Raw genomic sequence first — 21,547 nt, 5'->3', positions numbered from 1 at the left:
GCCGGTTCGCCATGGGCTGACCGCAGGTGACTGCAATCATCGCCACATACCTAATGAATTTAGCTCAAGGGCATACACGGGGCCTGAACCAGGTGTTCAAGCCGCCCCGGTACTGGAGAAAAAAAGCATGAGCAACTGGTTGGTAGACAAACTGATTCCTTCGATCATGCGTTCGGAGGTCAAGAAGAGTTCGGTACCTGAAGGCCTGTGGCACAAATGCCCGTCCTGCGATGCAGTGCTTTATCGCCCTGAGTTGGAAAAGACCCTGGACGTTTGCCCTAAATGCAACCACCACATGCGCATCGGCGCGCGTGCACGCATTGATATCTTTTTGGACGCCGACGGCCGTGTCGAGCTGGGTGCCGACCTGGAGCCGGTTGACCGCCTGAAGTTCCGCGACAGCAAAAAGTACAAGGATCGTCTGGTCGGCGCGCAGAAACAGACTGGCGAGAAAGACGCGCTGATTTCCATGAGCGGCACCCTGTTGGGCATGCCGGTTGTGGTGTCTGCCTTTGAATTCTCGTTCATGGGTGGCTCGATGGGTGCCATCGTTGGCGAGCGTTTTGTACGTGCCGCCAACCATGCGCTGGAAAACCGCTGCCCGATGATCTGCTTCGCGGCGTCCGGTGGCGCGCGCATGCAGGAAGCCCTGATTTCCCTGATGCAAATGGCCAAGACCTCCGCCGTGCTGGCACGCTTGCGCGAAGAGGGCATTCCGTTCATTTCCGTGTTGACCGATCCGGTGTACGGCGGCGTTTCGGCCAGTCTGGCGATGCTGGGCGATGTGATCGTTGCCGAGCCCAAGGCGTTGATCGGTTTTGCCGGCCCGCGTGTCATCGAGCAGACCGTGCGTGAAAAACTGCCGGAAGGTTTCCAGCGCAGTGAATTCCTGCTGGAACATGGGGCTATCGACCTGATCGTTTCGCGTCAAGAGCTGCGCCCGCGCCTGGGCAGCCTGCTGGCACAAATGATGGGCTTGCCGACGCCGGTGTACGTCGCGCCTCCTGTTGAAACCATCGTTGTACCGCCGGCTCCGGCAAACCTATGACCCGGCGCACCCTTGGCCAATGGCTCGCTTACCTTGAGCAGTTGCATCCATCGGCCATCGACATGGGCCTGGAGCGCTCGCGAGAAGTAGCGAACCGTATGGGGCTGATCAAGCCAGCGCCTCGGGTGGTGACGGTCACGGGCACGAACGGCAAAGGCTCAACCTGTGCGTTTGTAGCGTCTTTGCTGCAAGCGCAAGGCCTGAAAGTGGGGGTGTATAACTCCCCGCATTTGCTGCGTTACAACGAGCGGGTGCAAATCGCGGGCGTTGAAGCGACGGACGAGCAGTTATGCGAAGCCTTTGCCGCGGTCGAGGCAGGTCGTGGTGAAATTTCCCTGACGTACTTTGAAGTCGGCACGCTGGCCGCTTTCTGGTTGTTCCAGCGGGCCGGACTCGATGCGGTGGTGCTGGAAGTCGGGCTGGGCGGTCGGCTTGATACCGTCAATCTGGTGGATGCCGACCTGGCGTTGGTCACCAGCATTGGTGTCGATCATGTGGAATACCTGGGCAATACCCGAGAGTCTGTCGCGTACGAAAAGGCCGGTATCTTTCGTTCAGGCAAGCCTGCCCTGTGCGGTGATTTGAATCCGCCCCAGACGTTGCTGGATAAAGCCCATGAACTGGGTTGCCCGCTCTTTATTCGCGGCCGTGATTTCGACCTGGCTACCACCGAACAGGTGTGGCACTGGCGTGGACTGAGCGCGGACGGGAGCGTTATTGAACTGCGCGATCTGCCCTTGCTTGACTTGCCCATGGAAAACGCTGCCCTGGCGTTGCAAAGCTACGCGCTGAGCGGCTTGCCCTGGCAGCCGGAGCGCATTGCGCAGGCGCTGCAGGCAACCCGTGTGACCGGCCGACTTGATCGTCGCTCGTTCAAGTGGCAGGGTAAAACCCTGAATCTGCTTCTGGATGTGGGTCACAATCCGCATGCCGCGCAGTATCTGGTTCGGCGCCTGATGCAGCGCCCGGTGACAGGCAAGCGCCTGGCCGTGTTTGGTTTGCTGGCAGATAAGGACCTGGACGGGGTGGTGGGTGAGTTTTCGGTGCCGGTCGAGCACTGGGCGGTAGCGCCGCTGGACACCCCCCGAACTCGCCCGGCGGCTGAGGTGGCAGCTGTCCTGCGACGTCAGGGCGCCTCTGTTTCAGAGCATGGCAGTGTCATGGCTGCGCTGGAGGCTCAGTGCGAGCGGGCCAGTGAAGCGGATGAAATTCTGTTGTTCGGGTCATTCTATTGTGTCGCCGAAGCCCTTGAATGGCTGGAGCGGCGCGCCACGGAGGAGGCTGCACATGGCTTTGCTGGATAAGGCGTACAAGCAGCGCATGGTGGGCGCGCTGGTGCTGGTGGCATTGGCGGTGATTTTTTTGCCGATGCTGTTTTCGCGTCAGGATGAGCAGCGTCAGATTCAGGTCGATGCCCCCACGGCGCCTCAAGTGCCCGTGATGCCGCAGGTTCAGGTTGAGCCGGTTGCAGTGCCCGAGCCGCAAGTCATTCCCGAAGAGCCTGCCCCGGTCGAGCAGGCCGTGGTGGCTGCGCCGCAACCGGAAGCTGTCGTGGTACCGCCGGTGGTCGCCAAGCCCGCCGTCGCGCCCAAGCCGCCAGCGGTCACCCCCGCACAAACGGTGGCGCAAGCGCCAGCCAAACTCGATACCACGCAAAAACGTGTCGATGGCAATGGTTTACCGATCAGTTGGTCGGTGCAGTTGGTCAGCTTGTCCAACCGTGCCAGTGCCGATAACCTGCAAAAAACCCTTCGCAATCAAGGGTATAATGCATACGTTCGGAGCTCTGGCGGGATGAACCGGGTTTTTGTAGGGCCTTTGTTGGAGCGTGCAGAAGCCGACCGACTGCGCGATTTACTGGGCAAGCAGCAAAATCTCAAGGGTTTTGTGGTTCGCTTTCAGCCTGAACGTGGCTGAGACTGAAAAAAGGTTCAATCTGTTACGTAATGCGCGTTCAAAGCGCCTTACCTGTGAGGCGGTGCTCTGCTAAAATGCGCCGCCTTATCTGTCTGTAGGCTGCACCGTGCCATTTACCTGGGTTGACTGGGCGATCGTTGCAACGATTGCCATTTCTGCACTGATCAGTTTGAAGCGTGGCTTCGTCAAAGAGGCATTGTCGCTGTGCACCTGGATCATTGCCGGTGTTGTCGCCTGGATGTTCGGTGGTTCCCTGTCGGAATATCTCTCTGCCTACATCGAAACACCTTCCGCCCGTGTCATTGCCGGGTGCACCATCATGTTTGTCGCCACCTTGCTGGTCGGCGCAATGATCAATTTTCTTATCGGCGAACTGATTCGCGTCACCGGGTTGTCCGGGACCGACCGGTTCCTTGGCATGGCCTTCGGCGCCGCGCGTGGCGCATTGCTGGTGGTCGTGGCGGTCGGGTTGTTAAGCCTGGGGCCGGTACAGCAGGACTCGTGGTGGCAAGAGTCACGGCTTTTGCCACAATTTCTATTGGTTGCCGACTGGTCGAAAAACCTCATTTTGGGGTTGAGCAGTCAGTGGCTCGCCAGCGGTATCAGCGTACCCGCTGATATTCCGTTCAAGGAGCACCTCTTGCCGGCTACCCAGCCCAAGTGAGCGGTGTTCAGTTCAGATCCATAAAGTAGGGGTTGCGTCGCATGTGTGGCATCGTCGGTATCGTCGGTAAGTCGAACGTCAATCAGGCGCTGTATGACGCGCTAACCGTCCTCCAGCACCGCGGCCAGGATGCTGCCGGTATTGTAACCAGCCATAACGGCCGGTTATTTCTGCGCAAGGACAACGGGCTGGTTCGTGACGTGTTTCATCAGCGTCACATGCAGCGCCTGGTCGGGAATGTTGGCATCGGCCACGTTCGCTACCCGACTGCAGGTAGCTCGACTTCAGCTGAAGCTCAGCCGTTTTATGTGAACTCGCCCTATGGCATTACCCTGGCGCATAACGGCAACCTGACCAACGTTGAGCAACTGGCCAAGGAGATCTACGAATCTGACTTGCGTCACGTCAACACCAACTCCGATTCGGAAGTGCTCCTGAACGTGTTCGCGCACGAGCTGGCCCAGCGCGGCAAGCTGCAGCCCACCGAAGAAGACGTATTCGCCGCCGTCACCGACGTGCATAACCGTTGCCGTGGCGGTTACGCCGTGGTTGCGATGCTGACCGGTTACGGCATCGTCGGTTTCCGCGACCCTAACGGCATTCGCCCGATCGTGTTCGGCCAGCGTCATACGGACGAAGGCGTGGAGTACATGATCGCCTCTGAAAGCGTTTCGCTGGATGTACTGGGTTTCACCCTGATTCGCGACCTGGCGCCCGGCGAAGCGGTCTACATCACAGAAGATGGCAAGCTGCACACCCGCCAATGCGCGGCCAACCCGCAGTTGACGCCGTGCATCTTTGAGCACGTTTACCTGGCGCGTCCGGATTCCATCATCGACGGCGTTTCGGTCTACAAAGCCCGTCTGCGCATGGGTGAAAAGCTGGCTGACAAGATTCTGCGCGAGCGTCCTGAGCACGACATCGATGTGGTCATCCCGATCCCGGACACCAGCCGTACGGCGGCTCTGGAGCTGGCCAACCACCTGGGCGTGAAATTTCGCGAAGGCTTCGTCAAAAACCGTTACATCGGCCGTACCTTCATCATGCCGGGCCAGGCGGCACGCAAAAAATCCGTGCGCCAGAAGCTCAATGCCATCGAACTTGAGTTCCGTGGCAAGAACGTGATGCTGGTCGATGACTCGATCGTGCGCGGGACCACCTGCAAGCAGATCATTCAAATGGCCCGCGAAGCGGGTGCCAAGAATGTGTATTTCTGCTCGGCCGCACCGGCGGTTCGCTACCCGAACGTGTATGGCATCGACATGCCGAGTGCGCACGAGTTGATCGCACACAATCGCACCACCCAGGATGTCGCTGATCTGATCGGCGCAGACTGGCTGATCTATCAGGACCTGCCTGACCTGATCGACGCCGTGGGCGGTGGCAAGATCAAGATCGAAAAATTCGATTGCGCGGTGTTCGATGGCAAGTACGTAACGGGTGACATCGATGACAACTACCTGGAGCGTATCGAGCGTGCGCGCAACGATGCCTCCAAGGTGATTGCGCAGGGGGTGGGTGCCACCATCGGCATCTACAACAACTAACGCTTCACCGAACCGGCCCCGAGGGGCCGGTTTGCATTTTTCCGATACGCAAAGTAGCCAATACACAGCAGTCATTACAGCAAGGAGTGGGCAGCATGAGTCAGGATTGGGATGCCGGTCGGCTGGACAGCGACCTTGAAGGCGTAGCGTTCGACACCTTGGCCGTACGTGCGGGTCAGCACCGTACACCTGAGGGCGAGCACGGCGACGCCATGTTCCTGACCTCCAGCTACGTGTTCCGCACCGCAGCCGATGCGGCTGCGCGGTTCTCGGGCGAGGCAGCCGGCAACGTCTATTCGCGTTACACCAACCCCACGGTGCGCGCCTTTGAAGAGCGCATTGCGGCATTGGAAGGCGCCGAGCAGGCAGTGGCCACGGCCACCGGCATGGCGGCGATCCTGTCGGTGGTCATGAGCCTGTGCAGCGCGGGCGATCATATTCTGGTGTCGCGTAGCGTATTCGGTTCGACCATCAGCCTGTTCGAAAAGTATTTCAAGCGTTTTGGCGTGCAGGTCGACTACGTGCCTCTGGCCGAGGTATCGGGTTGGGATGCCGCGATCAAGCCCAACACCAAATTGCTGTTTGTCGAGTCCCCCTCGAACCCGTTGGCTGAGCTGGTCGACATCGCCGCGCTCGCTGAAGTAGCCCATGCCAAGGGCGCGATGCTGGTGGTGGACAACTGTTTCTGCACCCCGGCCTTGCAGCAGCCGCTGAAGTGGGGGGCCGACATCGTGGTGCATTCGGCCACCAAGTTCATCGACGGGCAGGGCCGTTGCATGGGCGGCGTGGTCGCCGGTCGCAGCGAACAGATGAAAGAAGTGGTGGGTTTCCTGCGCACTGCGGGGCCGACCTTGAGCCCGTTCAATGCCTGGATCTTCCTTAAGGGGCTGGAAACCCTCAACCTGCGCATGCGTGCCCACTGCGCCAGCGCATTGGCCCTGGCCGAGTGGCTGGAGCAGCAGGACGGCATCGAGAAAGTGCATTACGCCGGTCTCAAGAGCCATCCGCAGCATGCTTTGGCCCAGCGCCAGCAGCGCGGTTTTGGCGCCGTGGTCAGCTTTGAGGTCAAGGGTGGCAAGGAGGGTGCCTGGCGCTTTATCGACGCCACTCGCCTGATTTCGATCACCGCCAACCTGGGTGACAGTAAAACCACCATCACGCATCCCGCCACAACGTCCCACGGCCGCCTGGCACCTCAGGAGCGTGAAGCGGCCGGTATCCGTGACAGCCTGATCCGCATCGCGGTGGGTCTTGAGGATGTGGCTGATTTGCAGGCGGACCTGGCACGAGGCCTTGCCGCACTGTGACGGACCTGATTCTCGAAACATCGGCGGGGGGAAACGGCCGCGTGGCACTGGTGACCGGGGCTGCGCGGGGCATTGGCCTGGGGATTGCCGCCTGGCTGGTCAGCGAAGGCTGGCAGGTGGTGCTCACGGACATTGACCGCGCACGCGGCTCCAGAGTGGCCAAGGTGCTGGGCGAAAACGCCTGGTTTGTGGCGATGGATGTGGCACAGGAGTCGGACGTTATTCAGTGCGTGGCGCAGGTGCTGGGGCAGTTCGGGCGTCTGGATGCGCTGGTGTGCAACGCCGCCATTGCGGATCCGCACAACATGACCCTTGAAAGCCTCGACCTCGAACACTGGAACCGCGTATTGGCGGTCAACCTGACCGGGCCGATGCTGCTGGCCAAGCATTGCGCCCCGTACCTGCGGGCGCACTGCGGTGCTATCGTCAACCTGGCCTCCACCCGTGCCCGCCAGTCCGAACCCGACACCGAGGCGTATGTCGCGAGTAAAGGGGGATTGCTGGCGTTGACGCATGCACTGGCCATCAGCCTTGGGCCGGAGATCCGGGTCAATGCGGTGAGTCCGGGCTGGATTGATGCCCGCGATCCGTCCGTGCGCCGTGCTGAGCCACTGGCCGATACCGATCATTCGCAGCATCCCGCGGGCAGGGTCGGGACAGTGGAAGACGTGGCGTCGATGGTGGCCTGGTTGCTGTCGCGCAATGCCGGGTTTGTAACGGGGCAAGAGTTCGTGGTCGATGGCGGCATGAGTAAAAAAATGGTGTATGACGCTTAGGTGTCTTGTGGTCTGAATGGATACGCAAGGTGATTGGGCCATAGTCAGGGATTATCGATTTCTGCTTTTTTTTTAAAAAGTTCAATCTCGTCCTTGACTTAGCTTCGATAGGTGCGTAAATTTCGCGGCCTCAACGAAGCAAAGGGTGATTAGCTCAGCTGGGAGAGCATCTGCCTTACAAGCAGAGGGTCGGCGGTTCGATCCCGTCATCACCCACCACTTCTTGAGTTTCTCGCAAGAGAAAGGTCGTTCTGAAGAGAACACCAACCGACGCGCAGCGGTAGTTCAGTCGGTTAGAATACCGGCCTGTCACGCCGGGGGTCGCGGGTTCGAGTCCCGTCCGCTGCGCCATATTTTTACAAATCAGGTGATCCTGATTTGCGATTGAAAAGCACCGAAGCCTTTCAGTCACGGTTTAACTGTTACAAACGGACGCAAGTCCGAGCGATACGCAGCGGTAGTTCAGTCGGTTAGAATACCGGCCTGTCACGCCGGGGGTCGCGGGTTCGAGTCCCGTCCGCTGCGCCATATTCGCCTCAGAGCCCTTGAACTCTCTGAAGCTAAAAATCAAGCGACCTCAGGGTCGCTTTTTTTGTGCCTGCGATTTTGCATCCCGCCCACCCAATACACGTTCAAGCCATTTCCCTTCCCCTGTGCTGCGTATCCGGAATGGATGCCAGTCAAACAAGCTGAATGGCCTCTTTTTCCCTATTCGATCGAATGGCAAGCGTCTAATCAGCTACTTTCCCGGTCGTGTCGATTTTCCAGCTAATCCAGTTGGATTTTCTAGCTCACGCTAAAGTCGTCAAAAAAACGGCGTTTATTCCGGTTTGATATAAAAAAACCAATTGGATCTCCGAATTTTGGATCCATAGGATTGCCCGCAATTGGTGCGCAGTGCTGTGTCCGATTGACTGCTCAGGGGCCATACCTCATTGCGTCGGCAACGCCGTCGCCAGGGCTATTCCCGTGTTCAATCAGCCTAGGACGCATGATCGCCTTGAGAATGCCGAGGTGACCGCACTGCAATAACTGCCCTGGATTCGGTCATTAAGGTCAAACGTTCGTTATGGAGCATAAGTTTCGCAGGAGGCGTGCGTGTACCGTCGCTTTACGCTTGTTTGCAGCGTTTTCACTGTGCATCACCGGCACCGCCAGCCAAGCGGCTGAACCCGCGCCCCGCAGCGTGGCGTTCTGGTACGCAGAAAATCCCCCGCTGCAGGAGCTGGCACAGTTTGAATGGGCGGTCGTTGAGTCCGGTCATGTGTCCACCGCAGACGTCGCGCGTATTCGCCAACTAGGCAGTCAGCCGTTTGCCTATCTCTCTGTAGGCGAGTTCGATGGCGACCGTGGCAGCCTGACTGAACTCGGGCTGGACAAAGGCGCCAGTGCCAAGCGCAACAAGGCCTGGAACAGCCAGGTGATGGACCTGACATCACCCCAATGGCGCAATCATCTGTTCGAGCGTGCTCATCAATTGCAAGCGCAAGGGTATGCCGGTCTGTTTCTCGACACGCTGGACAGCTTTCAACTGCTGCCGCCCTCGCAATGGCCCGGCCAGCAAACTGCGCTGGCCAGTTTTCTGCGTGAACTGCATGCCCGTGAACCGAAGCTCAAGCTGTTCTTTAACCGCGGTTTCGAAGTGTTGCCTGAACTCGACGGTGTAGCCGCTGCCGTGGCGGTCGAGTCGATACACGCAGGCTGGGACGCCGGGGCCAAGCGCTATCGGCCTGTCTCGCAAGCCGACCGCGAGTGGCTGGAGACCCATCTCAAACCGCTGCGCGACAAAGGCATGCCGCTGGTCGCCATTGATTACCTGCCGCCGAATCAGCGTGAGCAGGCACGTAAACTGGCCCGTCAATTACGCGATGAAGGCTTTATCCCGTTCGTGACCACCCCGGAACTCGACTACCTGGGCGTCAGCACCCTTGAAGTCCAGCCACGCCGCATCGCCATGCTGTATGACCCGCGTGAAGGGGACCTGACGGTCAACGCCGGGCATGTGATGCTCGGTGGTCTGCTTGAATACCTGGGCTACCGGATTGACTACTTCCCGGTCGACAAACCGCTGCCGGCCCATCGTTTCAAGGGCGTCTATGCCGGGGTGGTGAGCTGGATGAACACCGGCCCGCCGCAGGATGCACAGCATTTCAATGCCTGGATCACCCAACGTCTGGATGAAGACGTGCCACTGGTGTTTCTGGCCGGCATGCCGATTGAAAACGCCGTGCTGCTCAAGCGCCTCGGGTTGCACCAGTCAGTGCAGAGTGCCCCGACCTCGCTGACGTTGCTGTCGCAAGACGCGTCGTTGATCGGCGGTTTCGAAGCGCCCTTAAGGCTGCGCACCCGCGAACTGACGCCGTTGTCGATTTTGCCGGGTGGCCCGAAGCCGGGTCTGTTACTGGCCGACGACAAAGGCAACGAATTTGCGCCGGTCGCCATTGGCGAGTGGGGCGGCATGGTCATGGCGCCGTATTTGGTGGAGTCCAATGGCGAAGCCAGCCGCTGGATCATCGATCCGTTCGCGTTCATCCAGCGCGCATTGCGCCTGCCACTGCAACCGCGCCCCGACACCACCACGGAAAACGGTCGACGTATTGCGACAGTTCACATCGACGGTGACGGTTTTCCGTCCCGCGCAGAGATCCGGGGCACGCCCTACGCAGGGAAGTCGGTGCTGGACCTGTTTATCAAGCCTCATCCGTTCCTGACCTCGGTGTCGATCATCGAAGGGGAGATCTCCCCACGCGGCATGTTCCCGTTCCTGGCCAAAGAACTGGAACCCATCGCCCGGACTATTTTTGCCGACCCTAAAGTCGAGGTGGCCACCCATACCTTTAGTCACCCGTTCTTCATGCAGCCGGAAAAAGCCATGAAAGAAGACGGCTTCCATCCCGAATATGGCCTGAACATGAAAATCCCGGGGTACGACAAAATCGACTTTCGTCGCGAAGTGTTTGGTTCGCGCGATTACATCAACAACAACCTGACCACCGCGCAAAAGCCGGTGAAGATGATTTTTTGGCCCGGCGATGCGTTGCCCGACGAAGCCACCCTTCAATACGCGTATGAAGCGGGCCTGCAAAATGTGAACGGCGGCACCACCATCATCACCCACGCCAACCCGTCACTGACCGGGCTCTCGCCGTTGTTGCGGCCCACCGCAGGCGGCTTGCAGATCTATGCCCCGATCATTAACGAAAACATGTACACCAACCTGTGGAAGGGCCCGTTCTACGGCTTTCGCGACGTCATCGACACGTTCGAGTTGACGGACAAACCGCGCCGTTTGCGCGGCTTGCACCTGTATTACCACTTTTATTCCGGCACCAAGCAGGCCTCGATCAAGGTCATGGATGACATCTATGCCTTCATGATCAAGCAACAGCCGATCTCGCTTTGGATGAGCGACTACCTGCCACGGGTGCGCGGCCTGTATGAATCGAGCCTGGCGCGCACAGCCGACGGTGACTGGCAAATACTCGGCATGAACGCCTTGCGCACCGTGCGCATCGACCCGCAGATGGGCTGGCCAGACATGACCCGTTCTCAAGGTGTGGCCGGGGTCCGCGACCTGCCGCAAGGCCGATACGTGCATTTGAGCCGCGATCGCGCCTTGCTGGCCCTGCGCCTGGATCGCGACCCGCGCCCGGCATTGGAGGAGGCCAACGTGCCGCTCAGCGCCTGGCGATATGAGGACGACGGCCGCATCACGTTCGCGTTTGCCGGTGAGTTCGACATTCAGTTTTCAGTGCGGGCCGCAGGGCCGTGCCATGTCGAGATCAAAGGGCAGCGCTATTCCCCCCGGGCGGAAAATGGCCTGTGGTTCTTCTCATTACCGATCAAGCAGGTGAGTGATGCCCAACTCCTCTGCCAGTAAGAAGACCCGCCTGCTCAATCCATGGGCGCTGGGGGTGGTGGCCGTGGCGGTCGGCGGACTGCTGTGGATGACCTTTCAACAGGAAAGCGTGTTCTTGCCGGACAACCGTCAGCCGGACGCCGTCTCGGCCAACTACGCGGAACTGTTGCTCACCGCGCACCCACAAGACGATGCGTTGCGGATCAAACTGCTGGACCTGCTGATCACCTTGGGCGAGTACCCCAGAGCGCGCAAACACCTGAACCAATGGCCGCACCCCAATACCACGGTGGCCCGCTTGTACGCGTTGCAGCTCGATCAACTGACGTTGCCCAAGGACGCCGATGACGCCGCCCGCACTGCGTTAGTCGAGCGCTTGAGCACATTGGATCGCGCTCAGTTGCCGATAGCGGCACTGGAGCGCATGGCACAGTTGCTGTTGGTGCTGCAAGCGCCGGGCCTGGCGGGGCAATGCTATGCCGAGCTGGCCGAGCGAGACCCGGCCCGGCGCCTGGCGTGGTTAAGCAGTGCCGCGCAATGGTCGATGGCGGGTGAACAACCCGGCCGTGCCGCCGACCTGTACCTGCAACTGGAAGCGTCCAGTAGCACGCCCGAACAACACAAACACTACCTGCGCCAAGCCTTCGACGCCTTGATCGCGGCAGACCGCGGCGCTGAAGCGGCGGCGCTGTTGGGTCGACAAGTGGCGCAACTCAACGATCCTGTCAGCGATCCGCATTGGCTGGAGCAAGGCGTTGAAGCGGCCATCGCCCACGACCAGTTGCAGGAAGCGCAAGCGCTTCTCCAGCAGTGGCGCACCTTGCAGCCGGGCAACCTTGCCGCGTTACGCAAGGAGTTCCGCTTGCGCCTGGCGTTTGGCGATCAGGACGGCGCCTGGCGTGTGGGGCAAGAGTTGTTGCAAATCGAAGCCGGCGATGCTGCGTTCCTGCAGCAAATGGCCCGACTGGGCGAGTGGAAGGGCGACAACTATCAGGCGCTGGATTACTGGATGGCCTACCTCAAACTGCAGGATGACCCGGCGGCGTATGAGCATGCGTGGCGGTTGTCGATCCAGTTGTTTGATTTCGACCACGGCATCCCGTTACTCACCCGCCTTCTGGACACACGCAGCCTGACCGGCCCCGAGCTGGATGCGCTGGTGTTTGCCCACGAACAGCGGGGCACGCCGCAACTGGCCGAGGCGGTGCTGCGTGCCAGTTTGAAAAAATACCCGGAGCAGCGTCTGGCCTGGGTGCGCCTGAGCCAGAATCTGGAAAACACCGAGCAATACCCGGCCAAGACCGTGGTCATGCAGGCGATGGCGAAGCATTTTCCGATCACCGTCACCGAGCGCGTGGACTGGGCCGGGTCGCACCTGAGGTTTTTTGATACCCAAGGGGCGTGGCAGGTGCTGGACATCGATAACCAGGGCATTGAAGACCCCGAGTATTGGGCGCTGCGCGCGGCATTGGCGTGGGAGTTGGAGCGCGACGATGACTTGCAGCCAGCCCTCGAAAGGCTGCTGGCCATCAAGGGCTCGCTGCATTACGGCGAAGAGGAGCAACTGGCCAACCTGTACCGCAAGCGTGCGCCGCACAAGGCACTGGCGCTGATGATTGCAAGCTGGAACAAAACCCATAACCCGCAGCGTCTGGTGGTGGCGTTGCAAGTGGCGCAGGAGCTGCAGGACTGGGCTCAAGTGAGTGCATTGCTCGACAGCGCGCAGGCATGGCCACAGGCCAACGATCAGGAACAAGTGCTGGCGGCCCGCGCGGCGTTGGCCGTACACGAGCACCGCTTCCCCGAGGCTGAGCACCTGCTCAAGCAGGGGTTGGCGCGTTACGACGATGACAACCTGTTTCGCGAGCGCTTGCTGTGGCTGTACATCGATCAGGGCCGCACGGCTGAGATTGGCCCATTGCTGCAAAAATGGCGGGCGCGGGCGCGTAACGACAACCTGCTGTGGTTGCCGTTTGCCAGTGCCAGCCAGATGGTTGGGCGCACCCGCGAGTCGCTGGCCTGGTATCGCCTGTACCTCAAGGCCAACCCACAGGATTGGCTGGTGCAGGCCGGTTATGCCGACGCGCTGGAAGCGTCCGGCGCGTTGGCAGCCGCGCAGCGTTTGCGCTTGCAGTTGACCCGGACCGTGGACCTGCAACCGGGGCTTGAAGCCTCTCAACGTTATTCGATGTGGCTGCGCCTGTTGGCCAGCAGCTATTCGGCGCGTTTGGCCCAGAACAAGGCGTTGCAATGGCAGGACGGCTCGCCGGCGATGTTGCAACTGTGGTTCGAGCGCCTGCTGGCGCGGCTGGACGAAACCAATCAATCGGCCCAGAAAAATGACTGGCTGGCCTGGGCGCGCAGCCAGGGCCTGAAAGTCGACCGCTTTGAACTGATCCAGCAAGCGCTGCGTGACCGCAATCGCGACATGCTCAAGCAACTGCTGGCCAGCGGCGAACTGGACCCGGCGCAACAAGTCGAGGCCCTCAGTCAACTGGGCCATGACGGTCACGCCCTGAGCGTGGGGTTGTCGGCCTTGGGGGACGAGCAGTCGGCCCTGATTCGCGAGCAATTGCGGCGTCAGGCCGTCGAGATTCTTGACCGCACGCCGCAAGGCATTCAGTTGAGCTGGCAGAGCAAGGATTTTGGCGGGCTGGACATCACCGGTCCGCAACTGACGGTCGCGCGCCACCTCAATGACGACTGGTACGCCAGCCTGGTGCTGGGCCAGGGGCGCTATGACAGCGATCAACTGCGCGATGGCGAGTTGGGTCAGGAGCGCAACGCGCTGCTCACCTTGCGCCGTCAACTGAGTGACGGCAGTTACAGCCTGATTGCCGACCTCAGCACCCGCAAGGATCACGACCGCAACGGCGTTGGCCTGAGCCGAGCGTGGCAATTGAGTGCAACCGATGAGATCGAAACCGGCCTCGACTGGCATCGCCAGAGCGACGAAACCGGATTGATGCGCGCCTTCGGTCAGCACGACGGGGTGTGGGTCAAGGGCCAGCACGGTTTCTCGGCGCGGGACCAATTGAGTTGGGCGCTGTCGCATAACCGCTTTTCGACCCGTACAGGCGATGCGCTGGGCTCCGGGCAGGAGGCCAAGCTGGAACTGGCCCATACCCTGGAATTCGAAGGCCCCAACTGGGTGGTGCGTGCCGGTGCCGATTATCAGCGCAATACCCTCAAAAGCGGTGAGCTGAACGACCTCACGGCCTTCCTCAAACCGAGCTACGAGCCAGAGCCCATCGAAGATGACGAGGGCCAGGTGATTGGCGCGCGCGCCGTGGACGTTACGTCGCCGCTCACGGCCCGTGACTTGCTGCAAGCGCGTTATGGCCAGGTGTATGTCGGCAGTTCATGGCGGCGTGGCATGCCGGGGGCGTTGAACCGCACCAAGGCGCAATACACCTGGCTGGTGGACGTGACGGCGGGCTGGCAGTGGGTCGACAAGACCTTCAACTGGGGCGTGGACACAGGCCTGGGCATGGAGGTGCTGGGCGATGACGAACTGGCATTCACGTTCGGTTACCAGTCTTCGCCTCAGGGCGGCGCGGGTGCCGGTGGCACGTTGGGCGTGAGCTATGGCCTGCGGTTTGGGCGCTGATCTATCAATGATGATGTGGAGAAATACGATGCAAACAATCCGAAACCTGACGCTGGTCATGAGCGTGTTGCTCATCGCCGGGTGCAGCAGCTTCACCGGTAAAAACAGCCCGACCTTGTCCCGCAGTGCCCAGTGGGGCGTGGTGCCACTGGTCAACTATTCGCAAACCCCGCAGGCGGGTGAACGCAGCGAGCAAATCCTGCTCAGCGTATTGAGCAGCAAAGGCTTGCACCCCCAGGTGTACCCGGTGGGCGAGCAGGGCGAGCAAGCCCTGCTGGACGACAACGAGCGCTTGAGCGGCGCCATGGACTGGGCGCGTCAGCAGAAGCTCGATTACGTGGTGGCGGGCAGCGTCGAAGAGTGGCAGTACAAGAACGGTCTGGATGGCGAACCGGCGGTGGGGATCAGCCTTCGGGTCATCGAACCGGCCACCGGCCGTGTGCTGTGGAGCGAAAGTGGTGCGCGCGCCGGTTGGTCACGTGAAAGCCTGGCCGGTTCTGCGCAGAAAGTGCTGAACAAACTGGTCGGCGGCCTTCGGATCGAGTAACTGAGATGAATTCCCCCCATATGGATTTCAGCCTGGCGCCAAGAACCCAGGGCCTCGGCTCTTGGCTTGAAACGCTGGTCATCACCGCGCTGGCGCTCGGCCTTGGCCTGTGGCTGACCCCCGACGATCCGCTGCAAGTGCGTGGCGAGTTCCCTTGGCCCCTGCTGGCGCCGCTGTTGATCAGCGTGCGCTACGGGTTTGTGCGAGGGGTCAGCAGCGCGTGCCTGATCGTGATGGCGTTTTTCGTCTTGCGCCAACAAGGGTGGCCGCTGTACGCCGAGATTTCGCCTTCATTCATCGTCGGTATTTTGGTCTGCACCATGGTGGTGGGCGAAGTGCGCGACTTGTGGGACCGGCGTTTGCAGCGTTTGCAGATGGCCAACAATTATCGCCAGTACCGCCTCGACGAGTTCACCCGGCACCATCAGGTGTTGCGGGTTTCCCATGACCGGCTGGAGCAGCGGGTCGCGGGCAGCGATCAAAGCCTGCGCAGCTCATTGCTGGGCTTGCGCGAACGGTTGCGCACGCTGCAAGGCACCCCGCAACCGCTGGTGGCCCTGGCCGAACCGATTGTGGCGATCCTGGGCCAGTACGGGTCGTTGCGGGTAGCGGGCCTATACCCGGTGGATGCGCAACGCCGGGTTCAAGATGAGCCCTTGGCCACCCTCGGTGTGATGGGCCCGCTGTCGGTGCACGACCCGCTGATTACCTTGTGCCTTGAACGCAACGAGTTGGTCAGTGTGCGCAGCAACCTGACTGACAACGGCGAGCAGAGTGATTTTTCGTCGTTGCAGGTGTGCGTGCCGCTGATGGACACCGAGGGGCGAGTGCTGGCGATTCTGGCCGTGCGCCAGATGCCGTTCTTCGCGTTTCAGGAGCGCACCCTGAGTTTGCTCGCATTGCTGGCCGGGCATATCGCTGACTTGCTGAGCAGTGACCACCTGAGCCTGCAACTGCCGGATGCCGACGCGCAACACTTTGCCCAGCAACTCAAGCGATCCTTGATCGATGTGCAACAGCACGACTTGTCAGCGTGCCTGTTCTTCTTCGAGCTGACCGAACCCAACCCGCCATTGCTCAGCCTGTTTGAACGCAGCCAGCGCGGGCTCGATCTGCAACTGAACGTGCGCAACCAGCGCGACCATGATGGGCTGCTGGTGCTGTTACCGCTGACCAGTGCCGAGGGCGCCGAAGGTTACCTGACGCGTCTGAACACGTTGGTGCACGAACATTTCGGTCAGCAACACACCTTGCAAAGCCTGGGCGTTCGCGCATTCGCGTACACCCTGGAGCCCGCGTGCGAGCGCGGCGGCTTGCGTAACTTCCTGTTCAACGAGTGTGGCCTGAATGATCAGCAAGTGGCTATTTAGCCTTGGGGTAATGCTGGAGGCGAGCAGTTGGTCCAGCCTCTGGGTCGACCTGCCGCCGGGGCAGGCGTTCGTGCTGTATGTGATCGCCCATGGGATGGCCAGTGGCATGCTGTGCGCCGGGGTCTGGATGCTGCTGCCCGCGCGCTATCGCCAGCCCCTGCCCTGGAGCCCGCTGTTTCTGTTTTCACTGGTGTTTTTTATCCCGGTGGTCGGCGCCTTGGGTGTCGCGTGCGTGATCTTTCCGGCGCTGTATTGGCCCCGTCCTCGTGAGCAGCAAGCCTGGCAGGCGCTGGGCATCCCGAAGTTGCCGTTCCGGTCGCAACCGCTGCATTCGCCAATGTTTCGCGATGGCGGTTTACAGGACGTCCTGCGTCACGCACCCGACCCGGATCTGCGCCTGTCGGCGCTGCTGAGTACGCGGCGCATGCCGGGCAGAGACGCGATCCCGATTCTCAAACTGGCCCTGGCTGACCCCAGTGATGACGTGCGTTTGCTGGCGTATTCGATGCTCGACAAGCAGGAGAACGACATCAATCAGCGCATCCAGGCCGACCTCAAACAGCTGCCCTTCGCCAAACCGCCAGCCCGGGCGGCCTTGCACGCGACACTGGCGCGCTGGTACTGGGAGCTGGCCTATCTGGGGCTGGCCCAAGGCAGTGTGCTCGAACACGTGCTCAATCAGGCGCGCGAACATGCCGAGCAAGGCTTGCGCGCAGGTGAGGGCGGCGAGTTGCACCTGCTGGCAGGACGTATTGCGCTGGAAATGGATGCGCTGGACAGTGCGCTGATGCATCTGGAGGCCGCCGAACAGGCCGGTATCGACACCTCGCTGTTGATTCCGTTTCACGCTGAAATTGCCTTCAGGGCCGGGCATTACGCGCAAATTCCGTCTTTGCTGGCGGCCTTGCCCGCCGACCTGTTGCGTCGCCCCCCCTTTGCCGACCTCGCTAGGTGCTGGTTATGAACACACCCCCACATGATGCGCCAATGGCGGATGTTTGCCTGTTGCTGGAAGGCACCTGGCCGTACGTACGCGGCGGGGTCTCAAGCTGGATTCACCAGATGCTGCTGGGATTGCCCGAAGTCACGTTTTCGGTGCTGTTCATCGGCGGGCAACGTAACGCCTATAGCCGCCGCAACTACGACATCCCGCCGAACGTGGTGCACATCCAGGAGGTGTTCCTTGAAGACGCCTGGCAAGGCTGCTCGCCGGGCACCACCCGCGAGCAGGCCATTGCCCCGGAACTGGCCAACCTGTACCGCTTTTTGCACCACCCTGACGCGCCCGATGTGGCACAGGGCCAGCAGCTACTCGACGCGCTGGCACAGGATCGCCTCAGCCTGGCGGACGTGCTACGCAGCCGCGCCAGTTGGGAAACCCTGAGCGCGGACTATCTCCAGCACTGTAGCGATCCTTCGTTCGTCAATTATTTCTGGACCGTGCGTTCGATGCAGTCGCCCTTGCTGATGCTGGCCGAGGCCGCCCGCGACATGCCGAGGGCGCGGGTTTTGCATGCGATTTCCACCGGGTATGCGGGGCTGGTGGGCTGCATCCTCAAGCAGCGCTGGGGGTGTCGTTACCTGCTCAGCGAACACGGCATTTACACCAAGGAGCGCAAGATCGACCTGGCTCAGGCCAGCTGGATCGCAGAAAGCAGTGAGCAGGCCCTCAATGGCAGCCTGGACACCGGCACCGGTTACATGCGAACCCTGTGGATCCGCTTCTTTGAACGCATTGGGCGGCTGGTCTACGACCACGCCGACAACATCATTGCCTTGTATGACGGCAACCGTCAGCGGCAGATCAAGGACGGTGCCGATGCGGCGCGTACACAAGTGATCCCAAACGGCATCGACTTGCCGAAATGGACGGCCGCGTTGCAGGCCCGCCCTGACGGCCTCTTGCCGGTGGTGGGGCTGATTGGTCGCGTGGTGCCGATCAAGGACGTGAAAACCTTTATCCGCGCCCTGCGCGGCGTGGTCAGCGCCATGCCGCACGTGCAGGGCTGGATTGTCGGCCCCGAAGAGGAAGACCCGGCTTACGTCAGCGAGTGCCGCAGCCTGGTGTCCAGCCTGGGGCTGGAAGACAACGTGCTGTTTCTGGGTTTCCAGAGCATTCAAAACATCCTGCCGCAAGTGGGGTTGATGGTGCTGACCTCCATCAGTGAGGCCCAGCCACTGGTCATTCTGGAAGCCTGGGCGGCGGGGATTCCCGTGGTCTCCAGCGACGTGGGCTCGTGCCGTGAGTTGATCGAAGGCGGCATTGCCCAAGACCGCGACCTGGGGCTGGCCGGGGAAGTGGTGGCGATTGCCGATCCGCAAGCCACCTCCCGCGCCATTCTCGGCCTGCTGCGCGACCCGCAACGCTGGCAGGCCGCGCAAGCCAGCGGTTTGCAGCGGGTGCATCGTTATTACGGAGAAAATCTGATGTTCGAGCGTTATCGCACCCTGTACCGCGCAGCCATGGAGGCGGTGTGAATGGCTGGCATCGGTTTTGAACTGCGCAAAATCCTGTCGCGCGACACGTACACCGCGACCTTGCATGCCTATGTATACGCCGGGCTGATCAGCTCGGGGCCGTGGGTGCTGTCGATTGTCAGCGTGATGCTGGTGGGGGTGTTGAGCCTCGGGTTGTTGATGCCGGAAATGCTGGTCCGGCAGTTTTTGATCACCGTGACTTACCTGATGGCCACCTCGTTGATCCTCACGGGTGGCCTGCAACTGTTTTTCACCCGTTTCGTCTCCGACCGGCTGTTTGAACGCAAATTCTCGCGGATCTTGCCCAATCTGGTGGGAGTGCTGCTGCTCGTCACCCTGAGTTCGGGGGGGCTGGGCGCGCTGTTGCTGTGGGCGCTGTTTGACGAGCCGTTGATGTACCGGCTGCTGGTGCTGGCCAATTTTGTGACCCTGTGCAACCTGTGGCTGGTGATCATCTTTCTGTCGGGGATGAAGGCCTATAACCGGATTTTGCTGGTGATGCTGGTGGGCTATGCGCTGATGGTTCTGAGTGCCTGGCTGTTGAGCTTCATGGGGATCAACGGTTTGCTGCTGGCGCTGTTGATCGGCCACGGTGCGCTGCTGTTCCTGTACCTCTACGACATCCTGCGCGAATACCGCGCCGATACACTGGTGGCGTTCGACTTTCTGGACCGGCGTCAGGTGTTCACCAGCCTGCTGTTGACTGGGCTCTGCTACAACCTGGGGATCTGGATCGACAAGTTCATCTTCTGGTTCAACCCGGCCACCTCCAGCGCGGTGATCGGCCCGATGCGCTCGTCGGTGCTGTACGACTTGCCGATCTTCCTCGCGTACCTGGCGATCATCCCCGGCATGGCGGTGTTCCTGGTCCGTATCGAAACCGACTTTGCGCAGTGGTACGACCGTCTGTTCCGGGCGATCCGCGAAGGGGAGACGTTGCAGCATATCGGCCAGATCAAGACAGAGATGACGCTGTCGATCCAGCAAGGGCTGCTGGAGATTTGCAAAGTGCAGGGGCTGACGGCGGTGCTGTTGTTCCTGTTTGCGCCGTACTTGCTCGAATGGCTGGGGATTTCCAGTTACTACTTGCCGTTGTTTTACATCGATCTGGTGGGGGTGAGCATTCAGGTGGTGTTCATGGCGCTGCTGAACGTGTTTTTCTACCTCGACAAGCGGGCCATCGTACTCAAGCTGTGTGTGATGTTTGTGCTGCTCAACGGCGCTTTGACCCTGCTCAGCCTGTACCTGGGTCCGAGTTTCTTCGGTTACGGGTTTACCTTGTCGTTGCTGGTGTGCGTATGGGTGGCGTTGCAGCAGTTGTCGACGGCGCTGGATGACCTTGAGTACCACACCTTCATGCTCAGCCATTAAGCGGGAAACGCGGCCTGCGAGTACGGTGGTCATTGGCCTGTCCAGCGACCACAGGCCGCATCTTCGACTTGTTCTGGGCACGTCATCCGATCAAACTGCGCGCATTCGCCCGTACTGTTCTCTTCAGGATGTTCAATGTCTATGTCATTCCCCTTGCGGACCGCGGTTGTGGCCTTTGTGCTGAGCGGCCTCGCAGGTTGCTCGACGCAGAAAACCGCGATCTATGAGCATGAAAACTTCGATGACTCCGGCACGTTCTCGCGCAATTACCCGGTGGCCGACAAGGCGTCGTGCGAGGCCGCACGCCGCGCCTTGCTCAGTCAGGGTTACATCATCACCAGCCGTGATCCGAAAATGATCAGCGGCCATAAAAGCTTCCAGCAAACCGGTGAAAGCCATCTGGAGATCAGCTTTAACGTGGTGTGTGCCGATGACGGCGGGGCGGCGCATCACTCGACCATGTTCGCCAATGCCTTGCAGGACCGTTATGCGCTGAAGAAGGTCAACAACTCCGCCAGCCTGGGGGTCGGGGTGTTGGGCTCGGTGTCGATGCCAATCGGTTCAACCGATGATTCGATGGTTAAGGTGGCCAGCGAAACCGTATCGTCGGCGCAGTTTTATGACCGTTTCTTCTCCCTGGTAGAAGTCTTTCTGCCCAAAGAGGTGAAGAAAGCCGCGCATATCGAAGAAAAACCCGAGGCTGATCTGGGGGTGCCCGAGACCGCGCCTGCCAAAGTCGACGCGGCACCTGCGGCACTGACGCCCCAAACCCCGGCCGTCGTCGCGCCCGCCGTAACGCCGGTGAGCGCACCGCCAGCGGTCGAGCCCGTAGGGTCGCAGCCGGTGGTTCCGCCGGCAGAAGCAGCCCCCATCACGCCGATTGAAGTCCCTGTCACCCCTGAGGTGAGCGCGCCGACCGCACCAGCGGCCCCGGCTCCGGACGCGCCTGTGCCTGAAACGCCGCACCCGGTGACAGAGCCTGCGCCCGTCACGGCACCGGCCAGCCCGGAACCTGCTCCAGCGCAATAAATCGGGCCGTTAAATCTGAAATGA

The 21,547-nt window shown here is 60.7% G+C and carries 15 protein-coding genes and 3 tRNA genes; all 18 read left to right on the top strand.

Translation table 11 applies throughout. The annotated features are described in order from the left end of the window. Window positions 1-127: 127 nt before the first annotated feature. The 18 genes from accD to TU74_RS02520 all read left to right on the top strand — a co-directional run bounded on the left by accD (window position 128) and on the right by TU74_RS02520 (window position 21,523). Window positions 128-1,048, top strand: coding sequence for an acetyl-CoA carboxylase, carboxyltransferase subunit beta (accD, locus tag TU74_RS02605; protein WP_047294292.1), 921 nt, complete (start codon window positions 128-130; stop codon window positions 1,046-1,048). Next, window positions 1,045-2,352 (top strand): bifunctional tetrahydrofolate synthase/dihydrofolate synthase, encoded by a 1,308-nt coding sequence (gene folC, locus TU74_RS02600; protein WP_048374943.1) that lies wholly within the window; start codon window positions 1,045-1,047, stop codon window positions 2,350-2,352. Before accD ends, folC begins: the two co-directional genes overlap by 4 nt. Then, entirely contained in the window at window positions 2,336-2,965 is a 630-nt protein-coding gene (locus TU74_RS02595; RefSeq protein ID WP_047275554.1) for an SPOR domain-containing protein, read from the top strand. Before folC ends, TU74_RS02595 begins: the two co-directional genes overlap by 17 nt. Before the next feature lie 106 nt (window positions 2,966-3,071). Continuing rightward, window positions 3,072-3,629, top strand: a complete 558-nt coding sequence (locus TU74_RS02590; protein WP_047275552.1) for a CvpA family protein — start codon at window positions 3,072-3,074, stop codon at window positions 3,627-3,629. 41 nt (window positions 3,630-3,670) lie between these two features. Next, window positions 3,671-5,176: an amidophosphoribosyltransferase gene (purF, locus tag TU74_RS02585; protein ID WP_048374941.1), complete on the top strand. Its 1,506-nt coding sequence runs from the start codon at window positions 3,671-3,673 to the stop codon at window positions 5,174-5,176. A gap of 95 nt (window positions 5,177-5,271) precedes the next feature. Then, complete coding sequence (locus TU74_RS02580; protein ID WP_047276463.1) at window positions 5,272-6,483, top strand: O-succinylhomoserine sulfhydrylase; 1,212 nt, start codon at window positions 5,272-5,274, stop codon at window positions 6,481-6,483. Window positions 6,484-6,491: 8 nt separating this feature from the next. After that, window positions 6,492-7,259, top strand: a complete 768-nt coding sequence (locus TU74_RS02575) for an SDR family oxidoreductase (protein ID WP_371057587.1) — start codon at window positions 6,492-6,494, stop codon at window positions 7,257-7,259. Window positions 7,260-7,402: 143 nt separating this feature from the next. Beyond that, window positions 7,403-7,478, top strand: a tRNA-Val gene (locus tag TU74_RS02570). Between the two features lie 55 nt (window positions 7,479-7,533). Then, window positions 7,534-7,610, top strand: a tRNA-Asp gene (locus tag TU74_RS02565). 100 nt (window positions 7,611-7,710) lie between these two features. Next, window positions 7,711-7,787 (top strand) — tRNA-Asp (locus TU74_RS02560). A 541-nt stretch (window positions 7,788-8,328) separates the two neighbouring features. Next, complete coding sequence (locus TU74_RS02555; protein ID WP_048374940.1) at window positions 8,329-11,139, top strand: bifunctional glycoside hydrolase/polysaccharide deacetylase family protein; 2,811 nt, start codon at window positions 8,329-8,331, stop codon at window positions 11,137-11,139. Beyond that, the gene (locus TU74_RS02550) at window positions 11,117-14,728 is read left to right on the top strand and encodes a tetratricopeptide repeat protein (RefSeq protein WP_048374938.1); all 3,612 of its coding nucleotides are present in this window, start codon (window positions 11,117-11,119) and stop codon (window positions 14,726-14,728) included. Before TU74_RS02555 ends, TU74_RS02550 begins: the two co-directional genes overlap by 23 nt. 28 nt (window positions 14,729-14,756) lie before the next feature. Then, window positions 14,757-15,275 (top strand): hypothetical protein, encoded by a 519-nt coding sequence (locus TU74_RS02545; protein WP_048374936.1) that lies wholly within the window; start codon window positions 14,757-14,759, stop codon window positions 15,273-15,275. A gap of 5 nt (window positions 15,276-15,280) precedes the next feature. Continuing rightward, complete coding sequence (locus TU74_RS02540) at window positions 15,281-16,645, top strand: PelD GGDEF domain-containing protein (protein ID WP_047276471.1); 1,365 nt, start codon at window positions 15,281-15,283, stop codon at window positions 16,643-16,645. Continuing rightward, the gene (locus TU74_RS02535) at window positions 16,623-17,609 is read left to right on the top strand and encodes a HEAT repeat domain-containing protein (protein WP_048374934.1); all 987 of its coding nucleotides are present in this window, start codon (window positions 16,623-16,625) and stop codon (window positions 17,607-17,609) included. The genes TU74_RS02540 and TU74_RS02535 overlap by 23 nt, the downstream gene beginning before the upstream one ends. Beyond that, entirely contained in the window at window positions 17,606-19,123 is a 1,518-nt protein-coding gene (gene pelF, locus TU74_RS02530; RefSeq protein WP_048374932.1) for a GT4 family glycosyltransferase PelF, read from the top strand. Before TU74_RS02535 ends, pelF begins: the two co-directional genes overlap by 4 nt. Then, window positions 19,124-20,494: an exopolysaccharide Pel transporter PelG gene (pelG, locus tag TU74_RS02525; protein ID WP_048374930.1), complete on the top strand. Its 1,371-nt coding sequence runs from the start codon at window positions 19,124-19,126 to the stop codon at window positions 20,492-20,494. A 135-nt stretch (window positions 20,495-20,629) separates the two neighbouring features. Next, on the top strand, window positions 20,630-21,523 hold the full coding sequence (locus TU74_RS02520) for a DUF2242 domain-containing protein (protein ID WP_047294278.1): 894 nt from the start codon (window positions 20,630-20,632) through the stop codon (window positions 21,521-21,523). Window positions 21,524-21,547 lie beyond the last annotated feature (24 nt).

This window comes from Pseudomonas lundensis (genome assembly GCF_001042985.1).
Taxonomy (GTDB): Bacteria; Pseudomonadota; Gammaproteobacteria; order Pseudomonadales; family Pseudomonadaceae; genus Aquipseudomonas; species Aquipseudomonas lundensis.
The sequence above is the reverse complement of the archived record's forward strand: the minus strand, read 5'-3'. Positions and strand labels throughout refer to the sequence as shown.

What these genes read in the sequence shown, in the direction of transcription:
- TU74_RS02555 (WP_048374940.1), top strand. Translation starts at nt 8,329, where the DNA reads ATGGAGCATAAGTTTCGCAGGAGGCGTGCGTGTACCGTCGCTTTACGC.
- pelF (WP_048374932.1), top strand. Translation starts at nt 17,606, where the DNA reads ATGAACACACCCCCACATGATGCGCCAATGGCGGATGTTTGCCTGTTG.
- TU74_RS02580 (WP_047276463.1), top strand. Translation starts at nt 5,272, where the DNA reads ATGAGTCAGGATTGGGATGCCGGTCGGCTGGACAGCGACCTTGAAGGC.
- pelG (WP_048374930.1), top strand. Translation starts at nt 19,124, where the DNA reads ATGGCTGGCATCGGTTTTGAACTGCGCAAAATCCTGTCGCGCGACACG.
- TU74_RS02540 (WP_047276471.1), top strand. Translation starts at nt 15,281, where the DNA reads ATGAATTCCCCCCATATGGATTTCAGCCTGGCGCCAAGAACCCAGGGC.
- TU74_RS02520 (WP_047294278.1), top strand. Translation starts at nt 20,630, where the DNA reads ATGTCTATGTCATTCCCCTTGCGGACCGCGGTTGTGGCCTTTGTGCTG.
- folC (WP_048374943.1), top strand. Translation starts at nt 1,045, where the DNA reads ATGACCCGGCGCACCCTTGGCCAATGGCTCGCTTACCTTGAGCAGTTG.
- TU74_RS02550 (WP_048374938.1), top strand. Translation starts at nt 11,117, where the DNA reads ATGCCCAACTCCTCTGCCAGTAAGAAGACCCGCCTGCTCAATCCATGG.
- TU74_RS02545 (WP_048374936.1), top strand. Translation starts at nt 14,757, where the DNA reads ATGCAAACAATCCGAAACCTGACGCTGGTCATGAGCGTGTTGCTCATC.
- TU74_RS02595 (WP_047275554.1), top strand. Translation starts at nt 2,336, where the DNA reads ATGGCTTTGCTGGATAAGGCGTACAAGCAGCGCATGGTGGGCGCGCTG.
- accD (WP_047294292.1), top strand. Translation starts at nt 128, where the DNA reads ATGAGCAACTGGTTGGTAGACAAACTGATTCCTTCGATCATGCGTTCG.
- purF (WP_048374941.1), top strand. Translation starts at nt 3,671, where the DNA reads ATGTGTGGCATCGTCGGTATCGTCGGTAAGTCGAACGTCAATCAGGCG.
- TU74_RS02535 (WP_048374934.1), top strand. Translation starts at nt 16,623, where the DNA reads ATGATCAGCAAGTGGCTATTTAGCCTTGGGGTAATGCTGGAGGCGAGC.